Raw genomic sequence first — 17,608 nt, 5'->3', positions numbered from 1 at the left:
CAGACGGCCTGTGCGGACATTCCGCCGGCCGTCTGGCGCGTTTTTGTGCCAATCTTTCGGTATATCGCTGCCGTCACGAATTAAATATATGATTTTCATAGATATTTTTGTCGTGCATTGAGCGCGGTCTACGCCTTGACTATGCGGAAACCTAAAACTATGTTGCGCGCGACTTCAAAACGGGCCAGAAGGTATCGACCCACGCCATTTGAATGTCCAGAAGGGGCGGGGGCCCCGGCCGGATTGGGATGGGTAGGATGACCGAAGACCGCGACGACAGTCTGGAAGAACGCCGCAAGCGGCTGGGAGCTGAAATCGCTTCCGTTCGCAAGGAGGCGGAAATCGAAGAGGCGGGGGAAATCAGGGCCGAAGAAAGCCGTAAAGGCTATGCGATGGCCGTGAAGCTCTCCAGCGAATTCATTTCTGCCATCATTGTCGGCGGGTTGCTGGGCTATCTTCTCGACTGGCTGGCCGGTACGTCGCCGTGGGGGCTTATCGTCTTGCTCCTGCTTGGCTTCTGTGCCGGTGTGTTGAACGTGTTGCGTGCGAGCGGCAAGGTGACGACACCGCATCCGATCGACCGCGACGTGCATAAATAAGAAGCGTGCTTCGGCCCCGGGCTGAAAGCATCCGCGAAATGAAACAGGCTTCCGCTTCCAGGCAGGCGGGCAACGTGAGAGAGAGCTCAAGGTGTCCAACGATCCGACCCACCAGTTCCTGATCCAGAAGATTGTTCCGATCGAAATCGGTGGAATTGATTTCTCGTTCACCAATGCCTCGCTGTTCATGGTGGCAACTGTCGCCGCAGCGTCCGGTTTCCTCTACCTGTCGACGACGCGCCGCGGTCTGATCCCGACGCGCATGCAGTCCGCAGCGGAGATGTCCTACGAATTCATCGCCTCGATGCTGAGGGAAGGGGCGGGCAGCCACGGGATGAAGTTCTTCCCGCTTGTGTTCTCGCTCTTCATGTTCGTGCTGACGGCCAATCTTCTCGGCCTCGTACCCTACTTCTTTACAGTGACCGCGCAGATCGTCGTCACCTTTGCCCTGGCGCTCTTCGTCATCGGCACGGTGCTGGTCTACGGTTTCTACAAGCATGGTTTCGGGTTCCTCCAGCTCTTCGTGCCGTCGGGCGTGCCCGGCGCGCTCCTGCCGCTGGTGGTGACGATCGAAATCATCTCGTTCCTGTCGCGTCCGGTCTCGCTGTCGGTTCGTCTGTTTGCGAACATGCTCGCCGGCCACATCACGCTCAAGGTTTTCGCGGGCTTCGTTGCCTCGCTTGGCGCTCTCGGTGCACTCGGTGTTGGCGGGGCAATTCTGCCGCTCGCCATGACGGTTGCCCTGACCGCCCTCGAACTTCTCGTCGCCTTCCTGCAGGCTTACGTATTCGCCGTTTTGACCTGCATGTATCTCAACGATGCGATCCATCCGGGCGGGCACTGAGAATAAAGTCATCGGTGCCTGACCAGGCACCATAAAATGCCGCAACAACCATTTCGAAGGAGTTCACACATGGAAGCGGAAGCAGCAAAGTACATCGGCGCAGGTCTGGCTTGCTTTGGTATGGCCGGCACGGCTCTCGGCCTCGGCAACATCTTCGGCAACTACCTGTCCGGCGCTCTGCGTAACCCCTCTGCAGCTGACAGCCAGTTCGGCCGCCTCGTATTCGGCTTCGCCGTTACGGAAGCTCTGGGCATCTTCTCGCTGCTCATCGCTCTCCTCCTGCTGTTCGCTGTCTAATACAGCGTAAAGCTCCGGATCACGGGCGGGCTTCAAGCCTCTCCCGTGATCCTTTGCATTTGCAGGACACCTGGAGGTGAGCATGTTTGTGACCCCGGCTTATGCCGAGACGGCACCGGCCGCAGGCGAGGTGCATACCGAGACCGGCGTAGCCCATGAGGCCGGTCACGAAACCGGTGTGTTCCCGCCTTTCGACCACACGACGTTTCCGTCGCAGCTCTTGTGGCTGGCGATTACGTTCGGCCTTTTCTACCTGCTGATGCAGAAGGTCATCGTTCCGCAGATCGGCGGCATCCTGGAAAACCGGCACGACCGGATTGCCCAGGATCTCGACGAAGCGGCACGCCTGAAGGGCGATGCCGATGCGGCGATCGCGACCTATGAAAAGGAATTGGCGGACGCCAAGTCCAAGGCAGGCGCCATTGCATCGAAGGCACGTGACGAGGCTCAGGCCAAGGCCGACGCCGAGCGCAGCGCGCTCGAGGCAAGCCTTGCCGAAAAGCTTGCCGCCGCAGAAGCAAGCATTGCCGAGATCAAGGCCAAGGCTTTCAACGACGTCGGCACGATTGCAGCGGAAACGGCTGCGACCATTGTCGACGAACTGATCGGCGTCAGCGGCAACCAGGCAGATGCCACGGCTGCGGTCGCTGGCCTGTCGATGGGCAAGGGAGCGTAATACGATGCATTTTGATGCAACATTTTTCGCTTTCGTCGCATTCCTGATCTTCATCATCGGTATCGTCTACCTGAAGGTTCCGGGCATGATGGCGAAGTCGCTCGACGACCGCGCCAGCCAGATCCGTGACGAACTGGCGGAAGCCAAGCGTCTGCGCGAGGAAGCCCAGCACCTGCTGGCCGAATACCAGCGCAAGCGCAAGGAAGCCGAAGCCGAAGCCGCAAGCATCGTTGCCGTCGCCGAGCGCGAAGCCAAGATGCTGGCCGAGGAAGCCAAGCGGAAGACGGAAGAATACGTCGCCCGCCGCAACGCGCTGTCCGAGCAGAAGATCAAGCAGGCCGAGACCGACGCCGTGAACGCGGTGCGTTCGGCAGCTGTCGATCTGGCCATTGCCGCCGCCGAGAAGGTTCTCGCCGACAAGGTGGATGGCAGCGTGAAGGACAAGCTGTTCAACGCTTCGGTCGAGCAGGTTCGGTCGCGTCTCAACTGAGGCGATGCCTGGAACCGAATGAGATTGAAAAGGCCGGGTTCGTCCCGGCCTTTTTCGCTTTCGATGGATACCGAGGGGGGCTAAGGGACGCTCGGGTCAGTCCTTGCGCAACGGCCGAAAGCTCATGCGGTGCAGTCGGCAGCCGCCATGGAGGTCGATGGCAGCGCGGTGGGCGGCCGTTCCGTAGCCCGCATGCCCGGCAAAGCCATAGGACGGGAAGATCCTGTCCGCCTCTTCCATCATCCTGTCACGCGTCACCTTGGCGACGATGGAGGCGGCGGCGATCGAAACGCTGCGGGCATCTCCCTTGATGATGGCGTCGCCGCCGCATGGCAGTCCCTTCGGCACGTCGCGGCCATCGACCAGCACCATGGCCGGCTTCAGCGTCAGTCCGAGTACGGCGCGGCGCATGGCGTCGAGGCTGGCCTTCAGGATGTCGGTGCGATCGATGCGCGCCGGACCGGAAGAGGCGATGCCAACAGCGAGTGACGACGTCAGGATCGCCTCGAACAGCTCTTCGCGCCTCTTCGCCGTCAGCTTCTTGGAATCGTTCAGTCCGTACGGGATGTTGTCGGGATCGAGGATGACGGCTGCCGCCACCACGGGGCCGGCCAGTGGCCCGCGGCCGGCCTCGTCGGCACCGGCGACCGGCCAGAAACCGGCCTTCTTCTTTCGCATCTCGAGATCGAAATCGGGGCCGGTGGCCAACGGAAAAAGGTCAGGAGAATCGGGCGGCGTGCGGCGTTTCATACGCGGACGTTTGCACGCCGCCTCGATTTCCTGCAAGCCCCCGGATCGGGCTGGGCGTCATATCGCAGCCCGAGGGAGCGTCCCCGCACAAGGGCGGGTGGAACGGGAACGCATCCTGGCGGCATCCGGGGGCTATCCGGGAGGAGAGGCAGGCGGAACCTCCCGGAAAGCTGTAATGTCTAGAGCAGCGACAGCTGCACGCCGCCGCCGTTTGGCGGAACGAACAGGTCATCGCGCAGCGGCATCTGCCGGCGGGCAAGGCCGAGCCGCTTGGTCGCCAGTTCGAAGCGCCGGCTGATCTGCCAGGCATAGGGACCGGCGCCCTTCATCCGCTTCCCGAATTCGGCATCGTAATCCTTGCCGCCGCGCATCGAGCGCACCAGCGACATGACATGACGGTAGCGGTCCGGGTAATGCTGCAGCAGCCAGTCGCGGAAGAGGGGGCTTACCTCCAGCGGCAGGCGCAGCAGCACGTAGCCGGCCTCGCTGGCACCGGCCGCCTTGCCGGAATCGAGCAGGCGCTCGATCTCGTGGTCGTTGAGCGCTGGAATGATCGGCGCCGTCAGGATGCCCGTCGGAATGCCGGCATCCGACAATGCCTTGATCGTCTCCAGCCGCCTGGCCGGCGTTGCCGCGCGCGGCTCCATCGCCCGTGCCAGCTTCCTGTCCAGTGTCGTCACCGAGATCGTCACCTTGGCGAGCCCCTTCTCGGCGAGCTTCGACAGGAGATCGATGTCGCGCATCACCATCGCCGACTTGGTGACGATGCCGACCGGATGGCTGGCGGCCAGCAGCACTTCGAGGATCTGGCGCATGATCCGCCATTCCTTCTCGACCGGCTGATAGGGATCGGTATTGGTGCCGATGGCGATCGCCCGCGGCTTGTAGCCCGGCTTCGAAATCTCGCGCTCCAGAAGCTTGGCGGCATCCGGCTTGGCAAACAGCTTCGATTCGAACTCCACACCCGGAGACAGTCCCATGAAGGCATGCGTCGGCCGGGCGAAACAGTAGATGCAGCCATGTTCGCAACCCCGGTACGGATTGACGGACCGGTCGAAGGGTATGTCGGGGGACTCGTTGCGGGTGATGATGGAACGTGGCTTCTCCACCTGCACGTCGGTCTTGAACGCCGGCAGGTCTTCAAGCGTGCTCCAGCCATCGTCGAAGCTGACGGTCTCGTGCTTCTCGAAGCGGCCGCCGGGGTTCAGTCCGGCGCCACGTCCCTTGCGGCGATCGATGTCGATCCGCAGGCCGGACGTCTTGATCAGCGAATTGGCAATATCAGCCGTATGGGCAGGCGCAAAAGCGTCCTGCCCCGAATGGTACAAGCTTGCCATTGGGACTTCTCCGTTAAGGGAATCTGCTTGTTCCCTCGTCTCTGTTCCAATTGGTAACCGCCGAATGAGAACAAAGCAAGTACATATCGTTATTTTTTTGTGGCATTCGGTTGTGCAGCGCGATATTCATAAACCATGTTGACAGTCATCATGGAATGCCAGGATCAGGAACCGGAATTGGCGCAGACCCTGTCGGTGCTGGTTGCCGGAGCTGTCGAAGGATTGGTGAGCGACGTCGTGGTGCTCGATCGCGGCTCGCAGGACGGGTCGTCCCGGGTCGCGGAAGCCGCAGGCTGCCGTTATCATGAGAACTGGGATCTGGGCGACGTCGTCAGCAAGGCGCGCGGCGAGTGGATATTGCTGCTCGAACCGGGCGCGCGGCCGCAGACGGGCTGGGTCGAGGAGCTCCTGGAATATCTGTCGCTGAACAAGCTGCCGGCCCGTTTCTCCCCATCGCGCAATTACCGCCTGCCGTTCCTCAAGCGATTTCGCCGCGGTCGCAAGCCGCTGGAATACGGCTTCCTCATCCCGAAGCGTCAGGCGTTGGATCTCGTCCGCTCCGGCAAGCATCTGGCCGATGTCGCCGCCAGCGGGAAGGCAAAGACGTTGAGCAGCGAAGTCATCCCCTCATGGGTGGCGCGGGCCGCGCGGGCGGCCTGAGGCGGGCCTGGCGCCGATGCGTCAGCCGCGGCGCAGATGCTCGTCGAGGCGCGGCATGATTTCCACGAAATTGCAGGGCATGTGGCGATAGTCGAGCTGCGCCTTCAGAATGCCGTCCCAGGCATCCTTGCAGGCGCCCGGCGAGCCCGGCAGCACGAAGATGAAGGTGGCGTTCGCCACGCCGCCGGTTGCCCGCGACTGGATCGTCGACGTGCCGATCTTGTCGTAGGAAATGCGGTGGAAGACCTCCGAAAATCCGTCCATGCGCTTTTCGAACAGAGGCTCCAGCGCCTCCGGCGTCACGTCGCGGCCGGTAAAGCCGGTACCGCCGGTGGTGATCACCACGTCAATGTCGGCCGAAAGCGTCCAGGCCTCCACCTGCGCGCGAATGCGGTCCTTGTCGTCGGGCACGATCGCCCGGTCGATGAGCCGGTGGCCGGCATCGGCAATCCGCGCCACGAGCGTGTCGCCGGAGCGGTCATCGGCGAGCGTGCGCGTGTCCGACACCGTCAGGACGGCGATGCCGACGGAAATGAAGGGGCGTTCGGTTTGCGTCGTGCTCATGGCCGGCCTTCCGTTGTCTGCGTCGCCGCAACATACCATCCCGGCTGCGCTTCTCGAAGGGCGTCGGCGGCAGTCCGCGCCGCTTGCCGGTCGGCATAGAGCCCGAAGCAGGTCGCGCCCGAGCCGGACATGCGGGCAAGCCTTGCGCCGCTGTCTCTCAGCGATGCGATCACGGTCGCGATCTCCGGTAAAACCTCTTCGGCCGGTGGCTGCAGGTCGTTGCGGCAGGTTGAAAGATAGTCGATCCAGCCTGTTGCGTCTGCCTCCCCTTGTTGGGGAAGGGCAGGCAGCGGCGGATGGTTCTTTTCCGTGAGAAGCCGGAAAATCGCCGGCGTCGACACTTCCTTCAGCGGATTGACAAGAACGAGATGAAACGTGGGAAAGTCCCGGAGCGTCTCGATCTCCTCGCCGATCCCGCGCGCCACCAGCGGCTGGCCGGCAAGGCACATGGGCACGTCCGCACCAAGCGACAGCGCCAGTTTCGAGAGGCGAGCATCGTCGATGCTGTCCACCTTCCACAGACGGATGAGCCCGCGGATCGCGGCCGCTGCGTCCGCCGAGCCGCCGCCGATGCCGGAGGCGACGGGCAGGTTCTTTTCCAGATGGATGGCAACGGGCGGCGTCGACACGCCGACCTCCGAAAGCAGTGCCCTCAGCCGGTCGCGCGCCTGCGTCACCAGGTTGGCATTGCCGTCCCCGGGCGCGGGCAGGGACGCGGCGAAAGGTCCGGAAAGCGTCAGGCTGTCGACGCCCGCGGGGACGAAGCTCAGCCGGTCGCCGGTCTCGGCAAACGCCACGATGCTTTCCAAAAGATGGTAGCCGTCGGGACGCTGGCCGGTCACATGCAGGGCAAGGTTCAGCTTCGCCCGCGCATGTTCGACGAGCCGTTCTTCCCCTGCTGCATCCTGCATGGCGTCGATCAGGACTTGTTCTTGCCCGGCACGTCTTCCTCGGCGGGCGGCGGGGTCGGCGCGTCATGGGTGCTGGTCGACTGCGCATCCTCGCTCTGGATCGGCGGCAGACCGTTGGCGATCTTGTTCTGGATCTTGATGATCTCGCCTTCTTCCGGCTTGAAGGCCAGCGTCTGGTTCCACTGGTAGATCGCTTCCAGCTTGCGCCCGACACGCCAGTAGGCATCGCCCAGATGGTCGTTGATCGTCGGGTCGGAGGCGTTCAGCTGGATGGCGCGTTCCAGTTCGTTGACCGCGTCGTCATAGCGGCCCATGCGATAGTAGGCCCAGCCGAGGGAGTCGACGATGTAGCCGTCGTCCGGCCTCAGGTCGACGGCCTTCTGGATCATCTCCAGCCCCTTGTCGAGGTTGATGTTCATGTCGACCCAGGAATAGCCGAGATAGTTCAGCACCTGCGGCTGTTCCGGGCTCAGATCCAGTGCCTTGAGGAAGTTCGGTTCCGCCTTCGGCCATTCCTTCAGCCGCTCATAGGCGATCCCGCGCTGGAAGAAGACCTGCCAGTCGTTCTGACGCGGCACCGATCCGATGACGTCGACGGCCTTGTCGTAATTTTCGGCCATCGCCTTGTAGTCCTTGGCGTCGGACAGGATCGCGCCGTAGGTCAGGTAGCTGCGGATGTCGCTCGGATCGGCGGCGATCAGCTTCTCCATGTGCTCCCTGGCCTGGTCCAGCTCGCCGGTGCTCGACAGCGTCAGCGCCAGCTGCAGTTCCGACAGGCGGCGCATCGGCGAGCCTTCCGGCACGTCCTTGTAATAGGCGATCGCCTGTGCCGTCTTCTTCTGGTCCTCGGCAATGCCGCCGAGCAGGATCAGCGTGTCGGCGCTCTTCGGATCGAGCGCGCGGGCGGCCTGCAGGTAGAGGGAGACGATGTCCTCCGAGCCGCCGCGGTTCAGGGCGCCGCCGATGCTGAACAGGACGCCGGCAGCACCCTCGGTCGCATTGGTGATCTGCTGGGCCGGCTTGCCGCCCTTGCTGACCTCGTCGCGCAGCGCCTTCAGCGGTGCATAGTTGTTGAAGAAGTCGTCGCCGACGGAGATGGCGTCGAGCGCCTTGCGGGTGTTTCCCTGTCCGGCTTCCAGCGCCGCCAGTGCCAGCACGGAGCGGAAATAGGTGTCGGGCGCCGTCGCTCCGCCCGGGCGGTCGAGAATGGCGTCGTTCCAGTATTTGCGCGCACCGGGAATGTCACCGGCAATCAGCGACATGGCCCCCGCATTGTAGTTCTTGAAGATGCCGTACCATTTCGGCCCCTTCATCTTGTTGATCAGCGCGATGCCTTCCTTCGGCTTGCCGGCCCCGGCTTCCGCCCAGGCGATCAGCAGCTCGTTCATCATCTTGTCGAGATCGTTCGGACCTTCATATTTCAGGATCTGCTTGGCGGCGTTGTATTCCTTGCCCTTGATCGCGTTCAGGCCGCGGATGACGGTCGTCACCCGTTCGATCGAATCGTCCTTCTTGAGCTTTTCCGCCAGCTTGGCGCCGTCCTTGAAATCGCCGTTCAGCAGATAGGAGATCATCAGCCGCTGTTCGATGTCGGCATTCTCCGCATCGAAATCGAGGGCTCGCTTGTAGAGGATCACCGCATTGGCATAGTCCTGATCGACATCGGCCGTGCGCGCGGCGAGGAAAGCGCCTGAAAACGTGTTGATCGAATCGGCTTTCACCAGCTGGCCGGCATCCTCCGTCGGCGCCTGGGTCTCTGCTTGTGCGGTCGCTGCGCCGAGAAGCAGGACCGCGGCGAAGGCCGCTTGGGACAGGAGGCGCAACGTCAGTCTATGCTGCATGTAGAAGGACCTTTCATCAGGTGCATCAGGCGGGACGATTCACCCACTCATTCACAATAGAATGGCTTTTTTGCGCTCTGGTCGCAAGCGCGCCCGGCCGTTCGCCCACGCGCCGGCCCGGCATGGTTAAAATTCGACTAAAATGACGGAGAACGGTCAGCTGACACGGCTGATGGTGAAGTCGATGACATCCATCAGGGCGGATTTCCAGGCCGAATCCGGCAGCGGCGCCAGAGCGTCGCGGGCGATCGCGCCGTAGTGCAGCGCCCGGGCGATGGTGTCGCTGAGGCCGTTATACTTGTTGATCAGCGCCAGCGCCTGTCCGAGGTTCTCGTCGCCGTTCTTGCCGTTCTCGATGGCGTCCTTCCAGAATGCCCGTTCCTGCGACGTGCCGCGGCGATAGGCGAGGATCACCGGCAGCGTGATCTTGCCCTCGCGGAAGTCGTCGCCGACATTCTTGCCGAGATCGGCAGCCTTGCCGCCGTAATCGAGCGCGTCGTCGACCAGCTGGAAGGCGAGGCCGAGGTTCATGCCGTAGGATTTCAGCGCGTTGCGTTCCGACTTGCTGGTGCGCGCGACGATCGGCCCGACCTCGGCGGCGGCAGCAAACAGCGCCGCCGTCTTCGCCTTGATCACCTCCAGATAGTCGTCTTCCGTCGTCTCCATGTGCTTGGCGACGGAAAGCTGCAGCACTTCGCCCTCGGCAATGACGCAGGCGGCGGTCGACAGCACGTCGAGCGCGTCGAGCGAGCCGACCTCGACCATCATGCGGAAGGCCTGGCCGAGAAGGAAATCGCCGACGAGAACGCTCGCCTGGTTGCCCCAGATCATCCGCGCCGTCGACTTGCCGCGGCGCAGGTCGCTTTCATCGACCACGTCGTCATGCAGAAGGGTCGCCGTATGCATGAACTCGACGCTGGTGGCGAGCTTGATATGGTCCTCGCCTTCGTAACCGAACATCGAGGCCGATGCGAGCGTCAGCATCGGACGCAGGCGCTTGCCGCCCGATGAAATCAGGTGGCGGGCAACTTCGGGAATCATCTGCACGTCGGAGCCAGCCTTGGACAGGATAAGCTGGTTGACGCGCTCCATATCCACCTTGGTCAGGTCGACCAGCGGCTTGATGGAAGCCTGTTTGTTTTTGTTTTCTTCAAGCGGTATGACGACGCCCAACGCACCGGACTCCTATTCCAATTTCGAAAAAGACAATAGAAAGGGGGCATGGTGGCGGCAAGAGGCGAATTGTCAGACTCCCGGAAAATAGGCGAGAAATCGACCATATGTATGAACTTATCCGAACCAATGATGCCGTCCTGCTATCCTTTGCCGAGAGTCTGATGAAGGATGCCGGCATTCGGTGCTTCGTCGCCGATCAGGGCATGAGCATCCTCGAAGGCTCGCTTGGCATGCTGCCGCGCCGTCTTCTGGTTGACGACGAGAAGGCCGAGGAGGCCCGCCGCATCTGCGTCGATGCCGGGCTTGGCGCGGAACTGCGCAGCGGGGATTGACGGAATGTCGGACGTGCCGGACCGCGTTGAACGAACCGTCGATGCGTTTCATCGCGGTGGTTTCCATCTGGTCCAGCCGAAGGGAAGGGGCCATCGCTCCGGCATGGACGCCATGCTGCTGGCTTCGCTGGTGGACCATCGCGGCGCCTGCCGCGTCGCCGATCTCGGCGCAGGCGCGGGAGCGGCCGGCATGGCCGTCGCCTCGAGGCTTGCCGACGCGCGCGTCACTCTGTTCGAGCGGTCCGCGGAAATGGCGGACTTTGCCCGGCAAAGTCTCGCCTTGCCGGACAATGCCCATCTTTCGTCCCGCGTCGAGGTCATCGAGGCGGACGTGACCCTGACCGGAAAAGCGCGGCTTGCCGCCGGCCTAGCCGACGACGTCTTCCACCACGTCATCATGAATCCGCCCTTCAACGATGCCGGCGACCGCAGGACGCCGGATGCGCTGAAAGCGGAGGCGCATGCGATGACCGACGACCTGTTCGAGCGCTGGATCCGCACCGCCGGCGCAATCATGATCCCCGGTGGTCAGCTGTCGCTGATCGCCAGGCCGCAATCGGTCGGCGAAATCATCGCCGCCTGCGGCAGGCGTTTCGGCGGCATCGAGATCACGCCCATCCACCCGCGCGACGGCGAGAATGCGGTGCGCATCCTGGTGACCGCTATCAAGGGATCACGGGCGCGGCTGAACATCCGCATGCCGCTCGTCATGCATGACGAAGGCACGCACAAGTTCTCCGCCTTCGTCGACGACCTGAACAATGGCCGGGCGGCATACCCAAGAAAAGGCAGCTGATTTGCGCCCGCAGCCATTGCGTTTGCCGGACGGATACATAAATCAGCGGTAACGGATTTTCGAATTTCAGAGGTTTTCTCTATGGCCCGCTTCATCAAGCGCCTTCTTCCCAAACGCTTCCGTAGCGACGAAACGGTCATCCCGGTCGTGCGCCTGCACGGCACCATCATGGCCGGTGGCAGCCAGCTGCGCCCTGCGCTCAATCTTGCGAGCGCCGCCGGCGTGCTGGAAAAGGCGTTTTCGAAGAAGGATGCGCCGGCCGTCGCGATCTCGGTCAACTCGCCGGGCGGTTCGCCGGTACAGTCGCGGCTGATCTTTCAGCGCATCCGGTCGCTTGCGGCGGAGAAGAACAAAAAGGTGCTGATCTTCGTCGAGGACGTCGCGGCGTCCGGCGGCTACATGATCGCGCTTGCCGGCGACGAGATCTTCGCCGACCCGACCTCGATCGTCGGCTCCATCGGCGTCGTTTCCGGCGGTTTCGGTTTCCCGGAACTGCTGAAGAAGATCGGCGTCGAACGCCGCGTCTACACCGCTGGAGAGAACAAGGTGATCCTCGATCCGTTCCAGCCGGAGAAGGAAAGCGACATCGAATATCTGAAGACGCTCCAGCTCGAAATCCACAAGGTCTTCATCGACATGGTGAAGGAGCGCCGCGCCGGCAAGCTCGCCGATGACGCGACGATCTTTTCCGGCCTGTTCTGGACCGGCACGCGCGGCCTCGATCTCGGCCTGATCGATGGGCTCGGCGACATGCGCACCGAAATCCGCCGCCGTTTCGGCGACAAGGCCAAGCTCGAACTGATCACTGCGCCGCGCGACATCTTCGGCCGCCGTCAGCCCGGCGCCTCCATTCTCGACGGTGCTGCGGAGCGCGTCGGCGCTTCCGCCATCGCGGCACTTGCCGAAACGGCAGAAGAAAAGGCATTGTGGGGCCGGTACGGATTATAAGTTGAAAGTCTGAACGGAAATGCCGGTTCTCTTATTCTGGATTCTCTTCGGCGTTGCCGGATGGTTGTTCTACAAGAAGTTCGTCGCGGACGCCGAAAAGCTCTCCAAGAAGAACAAGCGTGTCCGCAAGGAACAGAAGAACGGTGCCGACGGCACGCTGGTGAAAGACCCGGTGACCGGCGAGTACCGCGTCAAGCGCGACGACGAGTAGGCGGTGGGCTGGCCTGAGGAGCATCGATGAGGCGGTTGATCGTCACGGGTGCTAACGGGTCGGGAAAAAGCCATCTCGCATATCGGCTCGGTCGGCTTCGCCCGGATATCCCTGTTGTCTCGTTCGATGCCATCAAGCTGGAACGCGATTGGCGCGTGCGTCCTCGCAATGTCGTGTTTGCCGAGCTCGCGCGGATGGTCGCAACCGATGCGTGGATTCTCGAAGGCGGTCCAAGTCTTCTCCTCCATGCATTAACGCGCGCTGACGCGGTCATCTGGCTCGATCCGCCGGTAATGTTGCGCGCCTGGCGTCTGATTGTCCGGCCATGGCGCAATTTCGGAAAGACGAGGCCCGAGCTGCCGGAAGGCAATCGCGATTGGCCCTGGAGCCAGTACCGCTTCGCGTTCAAGAGCCTGATCGCCGGCCAGCGTTTTCGGCGAACGATAAGAATGCACTTTTCGGATAATGGCGACGTGACCGTTCTGCATTGCCGAACCGAACGGGACATTGAAACTGCGGTTGCGCTTTGGGCGTCCGGCGCTGCGGCATCACAGGCGCCGACGGCACGCTGGTGAAAAACCCCGTGACCGGCGAATACCGGGTCAAGCGCGACGACGAGTAGGCGGCGGAACCGAAGCGGCCTCTTTACGGTTATCTCCGAAGATAACGGAAGGAGACGGTTATGCCCGCACAATCCAAGGCACAGCAGAAGGCGGCAGGCGCGGCGCTTGCGGCCAAGCGCGGCGAGACGAAAAAGTCCGAGCTGAAGGGCGCTTCGCGCGAGATGTACGAAAGCATGACGGAAAAGGAACTGGAAGAGCTGGCCTCGACCAAGCGCAGTTCCCTGCCGGACAAGAAGAGCGAAGACTGACGGCGCTATCTGACGCCGCCGGCCGACCACGATGCAACTGCGTTGAGATTGCACCTAACGCTGGCATTTGATATATTTTTCAAATGTATATCAATGGAGGCGATCCATGCAGGTTTCCAAATGGGGCAACAGTCTCGCGATCAGGATTCCTGCTTCCGTTGCCGAGGCGCTAAAGCTGAAGGAGGGCGACGACATTGAAGTGCGCATCGCCGGAGAGCGCGCCTTTGAGATTGCCCTCGACCCGTCGCGGGAACGTGCTCTGAATCTAATCCGGTCCTTCAGGAAACCGCTTCCTGCCGGCTGGACCTTCAGCCGCGAGGACGCAAACGAACGCTGAATGGCCGCTCCCTTTCTCGACAGCAACATCCTCGTCTATTCGATCACCGACGACAGCCGTGCGGAGGTGGCGCAAGGGCTGCTCGCCGCGCGTTCGTGACGAGCGTGCAGGGGTTGAACGAGTTCGCCAATGTCGCATTCCGCAAGCAGGGGCTGGGATGGCATGATATCCGCGCGCTGACACAGGCATTCGAGACACTCGCGGATACCGTTTTGCCGATCGGGTCGGCGACGCATTTCGAGGCGCTGGACCTCGCGGAAGAGTATCAACTGTCGTTTTATGACGCGCTGATGCTGGCCACAGCATTGGAAGCTGGATGTGAGGTCTTCTACTCGGAGGACTTGCACAACGGCTTGCTGATCAGGGGGCGGCTGCGGATCCTGGATCCTTTCCAGTCGCCAGCAGGGCCCGCCTCGCAAAACGCCGCCCCTTGACCCCGGCGGCGGGCCATGGCACTGACCGCAGCCAGAATTTCAAGCCATAAACCACCGGTTTTGCCCATGTCCGCGACGTCCGATCTTCCCGACCACATGAACCCGAAGCGCTCGTTTCAGGCGCTGATCCTGACGCTCCACAATTACTGGGCGGACAAGGGTTGTGCGGTTCTGCAGCCCTACGACATGGAAGTCGGTGCCGGTACCTTCCATCCGGCAACGACGTTGCGTGCGCTGGGTCCGAAGCCGTGGAAGGCCGCCTATGTGCAGCCCTCCCGCCGCCCGACGGACGGCCGTTACGGGGAGAACCCGAACCGCCTGCAGCACTATTACCAGTATCAGGTGATCCTGAAGCCGAACCCGTCGAACCTGCAGGAACTCTATCTCGGCTCGCTGGCCGCGATCGGTCTCGATCCGCTGCTGCATGACATCCGCTTCGTCGAGGACGACTGGGAAAGCCCGACGCTCGGCGCCTGGGGGCTCGGCTGGGAATGCTGGTGCGACGGCATGGAAGTCTCGCAGTTCACCTATTTCCAGCAGGTCTGCGGCATCGAATGCGCGCCGGTTGCCGGCGAGTTGACCTATGGTCTCGAGCGCCTCGCCATGTATGTCCAGGGCGTCGACAATGTCTACGACCTCAACTTCAACGGCCGCGAAGGCGATGAGAAGATTTCCTATGGCGAGGTCTTCCTGCAGGCCGAGCAGGAATATTCCCGCCACAACTTCGAATTCGCCAACACTGAAATGCTGCACCGGCACTTCATTGATGCCGAAAAAGAATGCCAGGCCCTCCTTTCCGCCGGCAGCCCGTCGGAGCCCGGCGCTCTGCACAAATGCGTGCTGCCCGCCTACGACCAGTGCATCAAGGCGAGCCACGTCTTCAACCTGCTCGATGCCCGCGGCGTGATCTCCGTCACCGAACGCCAGAGCTACATCCTGCGCGTGCGCACTCTGGCTAAAGCCTGCGGCGAAGCCTTCCTGCTGACCGATGCCGGCGGCGCCAACTGGAACAAGGCTGCCTGATATCGGGCAGCCGGTGTTTGGCGGATCACAGGACCTGATCCGTCACCGTCACGGCGGGTTGCCATGAGGGTTTAAGCGTCGGATAGGCGCCAGTCGGCACCTGTTTCGACATGGTCCTCAGGCAGCGCCGCATCCCCATCGGCTCGACCTTCTGCATCGCGACCGCATAGTCGACAAACAGGATCATCAGCGCGGCGGCATTGATCGTTTTTACGAGCGACAGCATGTCCATGACCCCCTCGGCCATCCGCGTTTCCCGGCCTTTCTGCCGGATCGCGGAATTGATCTGAGGTGATCCTGGGCCCTCGCCCTTGAACCCGTGCTGAAGCGGCCGTTCATCCGGCGTTCGGGTTGCGGGTCTCGCGTCGCAGCTTTGCACTCGTCTCCGGCTTGCAAATGATGTATGCGGCATTCATACGGGGGCGATCGGCATGACAGGTGTCGGGCCCGATCCGAGCGGAGGGAATTCGATGTATGTGATTATTGCCATCATCGTTGTCGTCGGGCTTTACGTCATGATGACCTATAACGGCCTCGTGCGCTTCCGGCAGATGACGGAGGAGGCCTGGTCCGGCATCGACGTGCAGCTGAAGCGCCGCGCCGACCTGATCCCCAACCTGATCGAGACCGTCAAGGGCTATGCTGCGCACGAGAAATCGACGCTCGAAGAGGTCGTCGAGCTGCGCAACAAGGCACAGGCCATGCCGGCAGGCGATGTCGCCGGCCGCGCGCAGGTCGAAGGCATGCTCTCCCAAGCGCTTGGCCGGGTGATGGCGATCGCCGAGGCCTATCCGGATCTCAAGGCCAACCAGAACTTTCTGGAACTGCAGAAGTCGCTTTCCGAAATCGAGGGTGAAATCCAGATGTCGCGGCGCTACTACAACGGTGCCGCCCGCCAGCTGAACGTCAAGGTCGACAGCTTCCCGTCGAACCTGATCGCCAACCAGTTCGGCTTCCAGAAGGCCGGCTATTTCGAGATCGCCGATCCGGCCGATCGCGCCGTGCCGCAGGTGAAGTTTTAAGACAGAAGAGGCCGGGCTTGAGCGCTCGGCCATGCAAGAGAAGAGAATGAACAAGGACCGTCTGACCGTCATCCCGCCCGGCCATCCGCTTTCCGGCAAGGTGAGCCCTCCCGGCTCGAAATCGATCACCAATCGTGCGCTGCTGCTCGCCGGCCTCGCCAAGGGCACCAGCCGCCTGACCGGCGCGCTGAAGAGCGACGACACGCGCTATATGGCCGAAGCGCTGCGCGCCATGGGCGTTGCCGTCGAAGAGCCGGACGCGACGACCTTCGTGGTCACCTCGTCGGGCCGTCTGAGCGCGCCTGCAAATCCGCTCTTTCTCGGCAACGCCGGCACGGCGACCCGCTTCCTGACGGCCGCTGTCGCCATGTTCGACGGCACCTTCGTGGTCGACGGCGACGAACACATGCGCAAGCGCCCGATCAAGCCGCTTGTCGCGGCGCTGAACGCGCTCGGCGTTGACGCCGAAGCCCCGACAGGTTGCCCGCCGGTCACCGTCAAGGCCGCCGGCGGCTTCAGGGCCGACCGCGTCGTCATCGATGCCGGACTGTCGAGCCAGTACGTCTCGGCCCTCCTGATGGCGGCTGCCTGCGGCAGCCGTCCGCTCGATATCGAGCTCGCGGGAACGGCGATCGGCGCGCGCGGCTATATCGGCCTGACGATCGCTTCGATGGAGGCCTTCGGCGCCAGCGTCGAGCAGCCGACGCCATCCACCTGGCGGGTCTTGCCGACCGGCTACAAGGCCGCCGATTATCACATCGAGCCCGATGCATCCGCCGCCACCTATCTCTGGGCCGCGGAAGTGCTGACCGGCGGGCGGATCGACATCGGCACGGCCACAGTGGACTTCACCCAGCCCGACGCCAAGTCGCATGATTTCATGGCGAAGTTCCCGCATATGCCGGCGGAAATCGACGGCAGCCAGATGCAGGACGCCATCCCGACACTCGCCGTTCTCGCCGCCTTCAACGAGACGCCGGTGCGCTTCGTCGGTATCGAGAACTTGCGGGTCAAGGAATGCGACCGCATCCGCGCGCTTTCGACCGGGTTGAACAACATCCGCCCCGGTCTCGCCGTCGAAGAGGGCGACGATCTCGTCGTCAATGCCGATCCGGCCCTTGCCGGCCAGCGCCTGCCGGCCGATATCGACACCTTTGCCGATCACCGCATCGCCATGAGCTTCGCGCTGGCCGGCCTGAAGGTCGAGGGTATCACCATTCTCGACCCCGGCTGTGTCGCCAAGACCTATCCCGCCTATTGGGACGCGCTCGGCTCGCTGGGGGTCAAGTTCGAGGGGTAGGAGCATTTTGACAGGGCAGGGCAACCCGAACAGGGTGGGTTTTGCTCCAACAAAGGTCTGATGAGATGAGAGCAGGACGGTTCTACTGCATGATACGTCGCCTTTTCCCCTTGGGGAGAAGGTGGCCCGCAGGGCCGGATGAGGGGTTCCCATTCGGCATTTACGGGGGAACCCCTCATCGCCTCACTT

The 17,608-nt window shown here is 62.6% G+C and carries 24 protein-coding genes; 17 read left to right on the top strand and 7 right to left on the bottom strand.

The window, feature by feature from the left end; genetic code table 11:
* Positions 1–257 precede the first annotated feature (257 nt).
* The 5 genes from NN662_RS14840 to NN662_RS14820 all read left to right on the top strand — a co-directional run bounded on the left by NN662_RS14840 (position 258) and on the right by NN662_RS14820 (position 2,906).
* Positions 258–599: an AtpZ/AtpI family protein gene (locus NN662_RS14840; protein ID WP_261931004.1), complete on the top strand. Its 342-nt coding sequence runs from the start codon at positions 258–260 to the stop codon at positions 597–599.
* Between the two features lie 91 nt (positions 600–690).
* The gene (locus tag NN662_RS14835; protein WP_261931003.1) at positions 691–1,443 is read left to right on the top strand and encodes a F0F1 ATP synthase subunit A; all 753 of its coding nucleotides are present in this window, start codon (positions 691–693) and stop codon (positions 1,441–1,443) included.
* Positions 1,444–1,512: 69 nt separating this feature from the next.
* Positions 1,513–1,740: a F0F1 ATP synthase subunit C gene (locus tag NN662_RS14830; protein WP_006466154.1), complete on the top strand. Its 228-nt coding sequence runs from the start codon at positions 1,513–1,515 to the stop codon at positions 1,738–1,740.
* Between the two features lie 82 nt (positions 1,741–1,822).
* Complete coding sequence (locus NN662_RS14825) at positions 1,823–2,416, top strand: F0F1 ATP synthase subunit B (RefSeq protein ID WP_261931002.1); 594 nt, start codon at positions 1,823–1,825, stop codon at positions 2,414–2,416.
* 4 nt (positions 2,417–2,420) lie between these two features.
* A complete protein-coding gene (locus tag NN662_RS14820) occupies positions 2,421–2,906 on the top strand; it encodes a F0F1 ATP synthase subunit B (protein WP_261931001.1) in 486 nt (161 codons plus the stop codon).
* 96 nt (positions 2,907–3,002) lie between these two features.
* Here the strand turns inward: NN662_RS14820 and NN662_RS14815 are convergent, their stop codons facing one another.
* Together NN662_RS14815 and NN662_RS14810 are read right to left on the bottom strand one after the other, a co-directional pair.
* The gene (locus tag NN662_RS14815) at positions 3,003–3,656 is read right to left on the bottom strand and encodes a ribonuclease HII (protein ID WP_261931000.1); all 654 of its coding nucleotides are present in this window, start codon (positions 3,654–3,656) and stop codon (positions 3,003–3,005) included.
* Between the two features lie 179 nt (positions 3,657–3,835).
* A complete protein-coding gene (locus tag NN662_RS14810) occupies positions 3,836–4,993 on the bottom strand; it encodes a PA0069 family radical SAM protein (RefSeq protein WP_261930999.1) in 1,158 nt (385 codons plus the stop codon).
* Between the two features lie 135 nt (positions 4,994–5,128).
* Here NN662_RS14810 and NN662_RS14805 point away from each other — a divergent pair, with 135 nt between their 5' ends.
* On the top strand, positions 5,129–5,653 hold the full coding sequence (locus NN662_RS14805) for a glycosyltransferase (protein ID WP_261930998.1): 525 nt from the start codon (positions 5,129–5,131) through the stop codon (positions 5,651–5,653).
* Positions 5,654–5,674: 21 nt separating this feature from the next.
* Here the strand turns inward: NN662_RS14805 and moaB are convergent, their stop codons facing one another.
* The 4 genes from moaB to NN662_RS14785 all read right to left on the bottom strand — a co-directional run bounded on the left by moaB (position 5,675) and on the right by NN662_RS14785 (position 10,142).
* A complete protein-coding gene (gene moaB, locus NN662_RS14800) occupies positions 5,675–6,217 on the bottom strand; it encodes a molybdenum cofactor biosynthesis protein B (protein WP_261930997.1) in 543 nt (180 codons plus the stop codon).
* The gene (locus NN662_RS14795) at positions 6,214–7,128 is read right to left on the bottom strand and encodes a 4-(cytidine 5'-diphospho)-2-C-methyl-D-erythritol kinase (protein WP_261930996.1); all 915 of its coding nucleotides are present in this window, start codon (positions 7,126–7,128) and stop codon (positions 6,214–6,216) included. Before NN662_RS14795 ends, moaB begins: the two co-directional genes overlap by 4 nt.
* 8 nt (positions 7,129–7,136) lie before the next feature.
* On the bottom strand, positions 7,137–8,969 hold the full coding sequence (locus tag NN662_RS14790) for a tetratricopeptide repeat protein (RefSeq protein WP_261930995.1): 1,833 nt from the start codon (positions 8,967–8,969) through the stop codon (positions 7,137–7,139).
* Positions 8,970–9,125: 156 nt separating this feature from the next.
* On the bottom strand, positions 9,126–10,142 hold the full coding sequence (locus NN662_RS14785; protein WP_261930994.1) for a polyprenyl synthetase family protein: 1,017 nt from the start codon (positions 10,140–10,142) through the stop codon (positions 9,126–9,128).
* A 107-nt stretch (positions 10,143–10,249) separates the two neighbouring features.
* Between NN662_RS14785 and NN662_RS14780 the strand changes: the two genes are divergently transcribed.
* The 9 genes from NN662_RS14780 to NN662_RS14740 all read left to right on the top strand — a co-directional run bounded on the left by NN662_RS14780 (position 10,250) and on the right by NN662_RS14740 (position 15,097).
* The gene (locus NN662_RS14780) at positions 10,250–10,477 is read left to right on the top strand and encodes a DUF2007 domain-containing protein (RefSeq protein ID WP_261930993.1); all 228 of its coding nucleotides are present in this window, start codon (positions 10,250–10,252) and stop codon (positions 10,475–10,477) included.
* Between the two features lie 4 nt (positions 10,478–10,481).
* Positions 10,482–11,273, top strand: coding sequence for a tRNA1(Val) (adenine(37)-N6)-methyltransferase (locus tag NN662_RS14775; RefSeq protein WP_261930992.1), 792 nt, complete (start codon positions 10,482–10,484; stop codon positions 11,271–11,273).
* Between the two features lie 81 nt (positions 11,274–11,354).
* Positions 11,355–12,221 carry a S49 family peptidase gene (locus NN662_RS14770; RefSeq protein WP_261930991.1) on the top strand — a complete coding sequence of 289 codons (867 nt, stop codon included), beginning with the start codon at positions 11,355–11,357 and terminating at the stop codon, positions 12,219–12,221.
* 19 nt (positions 12,222–12,240) lie between these two features.
* Positions 12,241–12,432 carry a hypothetical protein gene (locus tag NN662_RS14765; RefSeq protein ID WP_261930990.1) on the top strand — a complete coding sequence of 64 codons (192 nt, stop codon included), beginning with the start codon at positions 12,241–12,243 and terminating at the stop codon, positions 12,430–12,432.
* A 26-nt stretch (positions 12,433–12,458) separates the two neighbouring features.
* Positions 12,459–13,007, top strand: coding sequence for a DNA topology modulation protein FlaR (locus tag NN662_RS14760; protein WP_261930989.1), 549 nt, complete (start codon positions 12,459–12,461; stop codon positions 13,005–13,007).
* Positions 13,008–13,114: 107 nt separating this feature from the next.
* Positions 13,115–13,303, top strand: coding sequence for a DUF3008 family protein (locus NN662_RS14755; RefSeq protein ID WP_261930988.1), 189 nt, complete (start codon positions 13,115–13,117; stop codon positions 13,301–13,303).
* A gap of 106 nt (positions 13,304–13,409) precedes the next feature.
* On the top strand, positions 13,410–13,640 hold the full coding sequence (locus NN662_RS14750) for an AbrB/MazE/SpoVT family DNA-binding domain-containing protein (protein WP_261930987.1): 231 nt from the start codon (positions 13,410–13,412) through the stop codon (positions 13,638–13,640).
* A 113-nt stretch (positions 13,641–13,753) separates the two neighbouring features.
* Positions 13,754–14,074 carry a PIN domain-containing protein gene (locus NN662_RS14745; RefSeq protein ID WP_261930986.1) on the top strand — a complete coding sequence of 107 codons (321 nt, stop codon included), beginning with the start codon at positions 13,754–13,756 and terminating at the stop codon, positions 14,072–14,074.
* Positions 14,075–14,140: 66 nt separating this feature from the next.
* A complete protein-coding gene (locus tag NN662_RS14740; protein ID WP_261930985.1) occupies positions 14,141–15,097 on the top strand; it encodes a glycine--tRNA ligase subunit alpha in 957 nt (318 codons plus the stop codon).
* A gap of 25 nt (positions 15,098–15,122) precedes the next feature.
* Here NN662_RS14740 and NN662_RS14735 read toward each other — a convergent pair whose 3' ends face one another.
* Positions 15,123–15,344, bottom strand: a complete 222-nt coding sequence (locus NN662_RS14735; protein ID WP_261930984.1) for a hypothetical protein — start codon at positions 15,342–15,344, stop codon at positions 15,123–15,125.
* A 223-nt stretch (positions 15,345–15,567) separates the two neighbouring features.
* Between NN662_RS14735 and NN662_RS14730 the strand changes: the two genes are divergently transcribed.
* Entirely contained in the window at positions 15,568–16,119 is a 552-nt protein-coding gene (locus NN662_RS14730) for a LemA family protein (protein WP_261930983.1), read from the top strand.
* Positions 16,120–16,165: 46 nt separating this feature from the next.
* Positions 16,166–17,419, top strand: coding sequence for a 3-phosphoshikimate 1-carboxyvinyltransferase (locus tag NN662_RS14725; RefSeq protein WP_261930982.1), 1,254 nt, complete (start codon positions 16,166–16,168; stop codon positions 17,417–17,419).
* Positions 17,420–17,608 lie beyond the last annotated feature (189 nt).

Origin of the sequence: Rhizobium sp. NRK18, from assembly GCF_024385575.1 — a bacterium.
Taxonomy (GTDB): domain Bacteria; phylum Pseudomonadota; class Alphaproteobacteria; order Rhizobiales; family Rhizobiaceae; genus JANFMV01.
Note: the sequence above shows the minus strand (reverse complement) of the source record. Positions and strands in the feature narration are given on the sequence as shown.

What these genes read in the sequence shown, in the direction of transcription:
- NN662_RS14730 (WP_261930983.1), top strand. Translation starts at nt 15,568, where the DNA reads ATGTATGTGATTATTGCCATCATCGTTGTCGTCGGGCTTTACGTCATG.
- NN662_RS14775 (WP_261930992.1), top strand. Translation starts at nt 10,482, where the DNA reads ATGTCGGACGTGCCGGACCGCGTTGAACGAACCGTCGATGCGTTTCAT.
- NN662_RS14755 (WP_261930988.1), top strand. Translation starts at nt 13,115, where the DNA reads ATGCCCGCACAATCCAAGGCACAGCAGAAGGCGGCAGGCGCGGCGCTT.
- NN662_RS14765 (WP_261930990.1), top strand. Translation starts at nt 12,241, where the DNA reads ATGCCGGTTCTCTTATTCTGGATTCTCTTCGGCGTTGCCGGATGGTTG.
- moaB (WP_261930997.1), bottom strand. Translation starts at nt 6,217, where the DNA reads ATGAGCACGACGCAAACCGAACGCCCCTTCATTTCCGTCGGCATCGCC.
- NN662_RS14790 (WP_261930995.1), bottom strand. Translation starts at nt 8,969, where the DNA reads ATGCAGCATAGACTGACGTTGCGCCTCCTGTCCCAAGCGGCCTTCGCC.
- NN662_RS14815 (WP_261931000.1), bottom strand. Translation starts at nt 3,656, where the DNA reads ATGAAACGCCGCACGCCGCCCGATTCTCCTGACCTTTTTCCGTTGGCC.
- NN662_RS14725 (WP_261930982.1), top strand. Translation starts at nt 16,166, where the DNA reads ATGAACAAGGACCGTCTGACCGTCATCCCGCCCGGCCATCCGCTTTCC.
- NN662_RS14840 (WP_261931004.1), top strand. Translation starts at nt 258, where the DNA reads ATGACCGAAGACCGCGACGACAGTCTGGAAGAACGCCGCAAGCGGCTG.
- NN662_RS14760 (WP_261930989.1), top strand. Translation starts at nt 12,459, where the DNA reads ATGAGGCGGTTGATCGTCACGGGTGCTAACGGGTCGGGAAAAAGCCAT.
- NN662_RS14810 (WP_261930999.1), bottom strand. Translation starts at nt 4,993, where the DNA reads ATGGCAAGCTTGTACCATTCGGGGCAGGACGCTTTTGCGCCTGCCCAT.
- NN662_RS14740 (WP_261930985.1), top strand. Translation starts at nt 14,141, where the DNA reads ATGTCCGCGACGTCCGATCTTCCCGACCACATGAACCCGAAGCGCTCG.
- NN662_RS14830 (WP_006466154.1), top strand. Translation starts at nt 1,513, where the DNA reads ATGGAAGCGGAAGCAGCAAAGTACATCGGCGCAGGTCTGGCTTGCTTT.
- NN662_RS14825 (WP_261931002.1), top strand. Translation starts at nt 1,823, where the DNA reads ATGTTTGTGACCCCGGCTTATGCCGAGACGGCACCGGCCGCAGGCGAG.
- NN662_RS14780 (WP_261930993.1), top strand. Translation starts at nt 10,250, where the DNA reads ATGTATGAACTTATCCGAACCAATGATGCCGTCCTGCTATCCTTTGCC.
- NN662_RS14735 (WP_261930984.1), bottom strand. Translation starts at nt 15,344, where the DNA reads ATGGCCGAGGGGGTCATGGACATGCTGTCGCTCGTAAAAACGATCAAT.
- NN662_RS14795 (WP_261930996.1), bottom strand. Translation starts at nt 7,128, where the DNA reads ATGCAGGATGCAGCAGGGGAAGAACGGCTCGTCGAACATGCGCGGGCG.
- NN662_RS14805 (WP_261930998.1), top strand. Translation starts at nt 5,129, where the DNA reads ATGTTGACAGTCATCATGGAATGCCAGGATCAGGAACCGGAATTGGCG.
- NN662_RS14770 (WP_261930991.1), top strand. Translation starts at nt 11,355, where the DNA reads ATGGCCCGCTTCATCAAGCGCCTTCTTCCCAAACGCTTCCGTAGCGAC.
- NN662_RS14750 (WP_261930987.1), top strand. Translation starts at nt 13,410, where the DNA reads ATGCAGGTTTCCAAATGGGGCAACAGTCTCGCGATCAGGATTCCTGCT.
- NN662_RS14820 (WP_261931001.1), top strand. Translation starts at nt 2,421, where the DNA reads ATGCATTTTGATGCAACATTTTTCGCTTTCGTCGCATTCCTGATCTTC.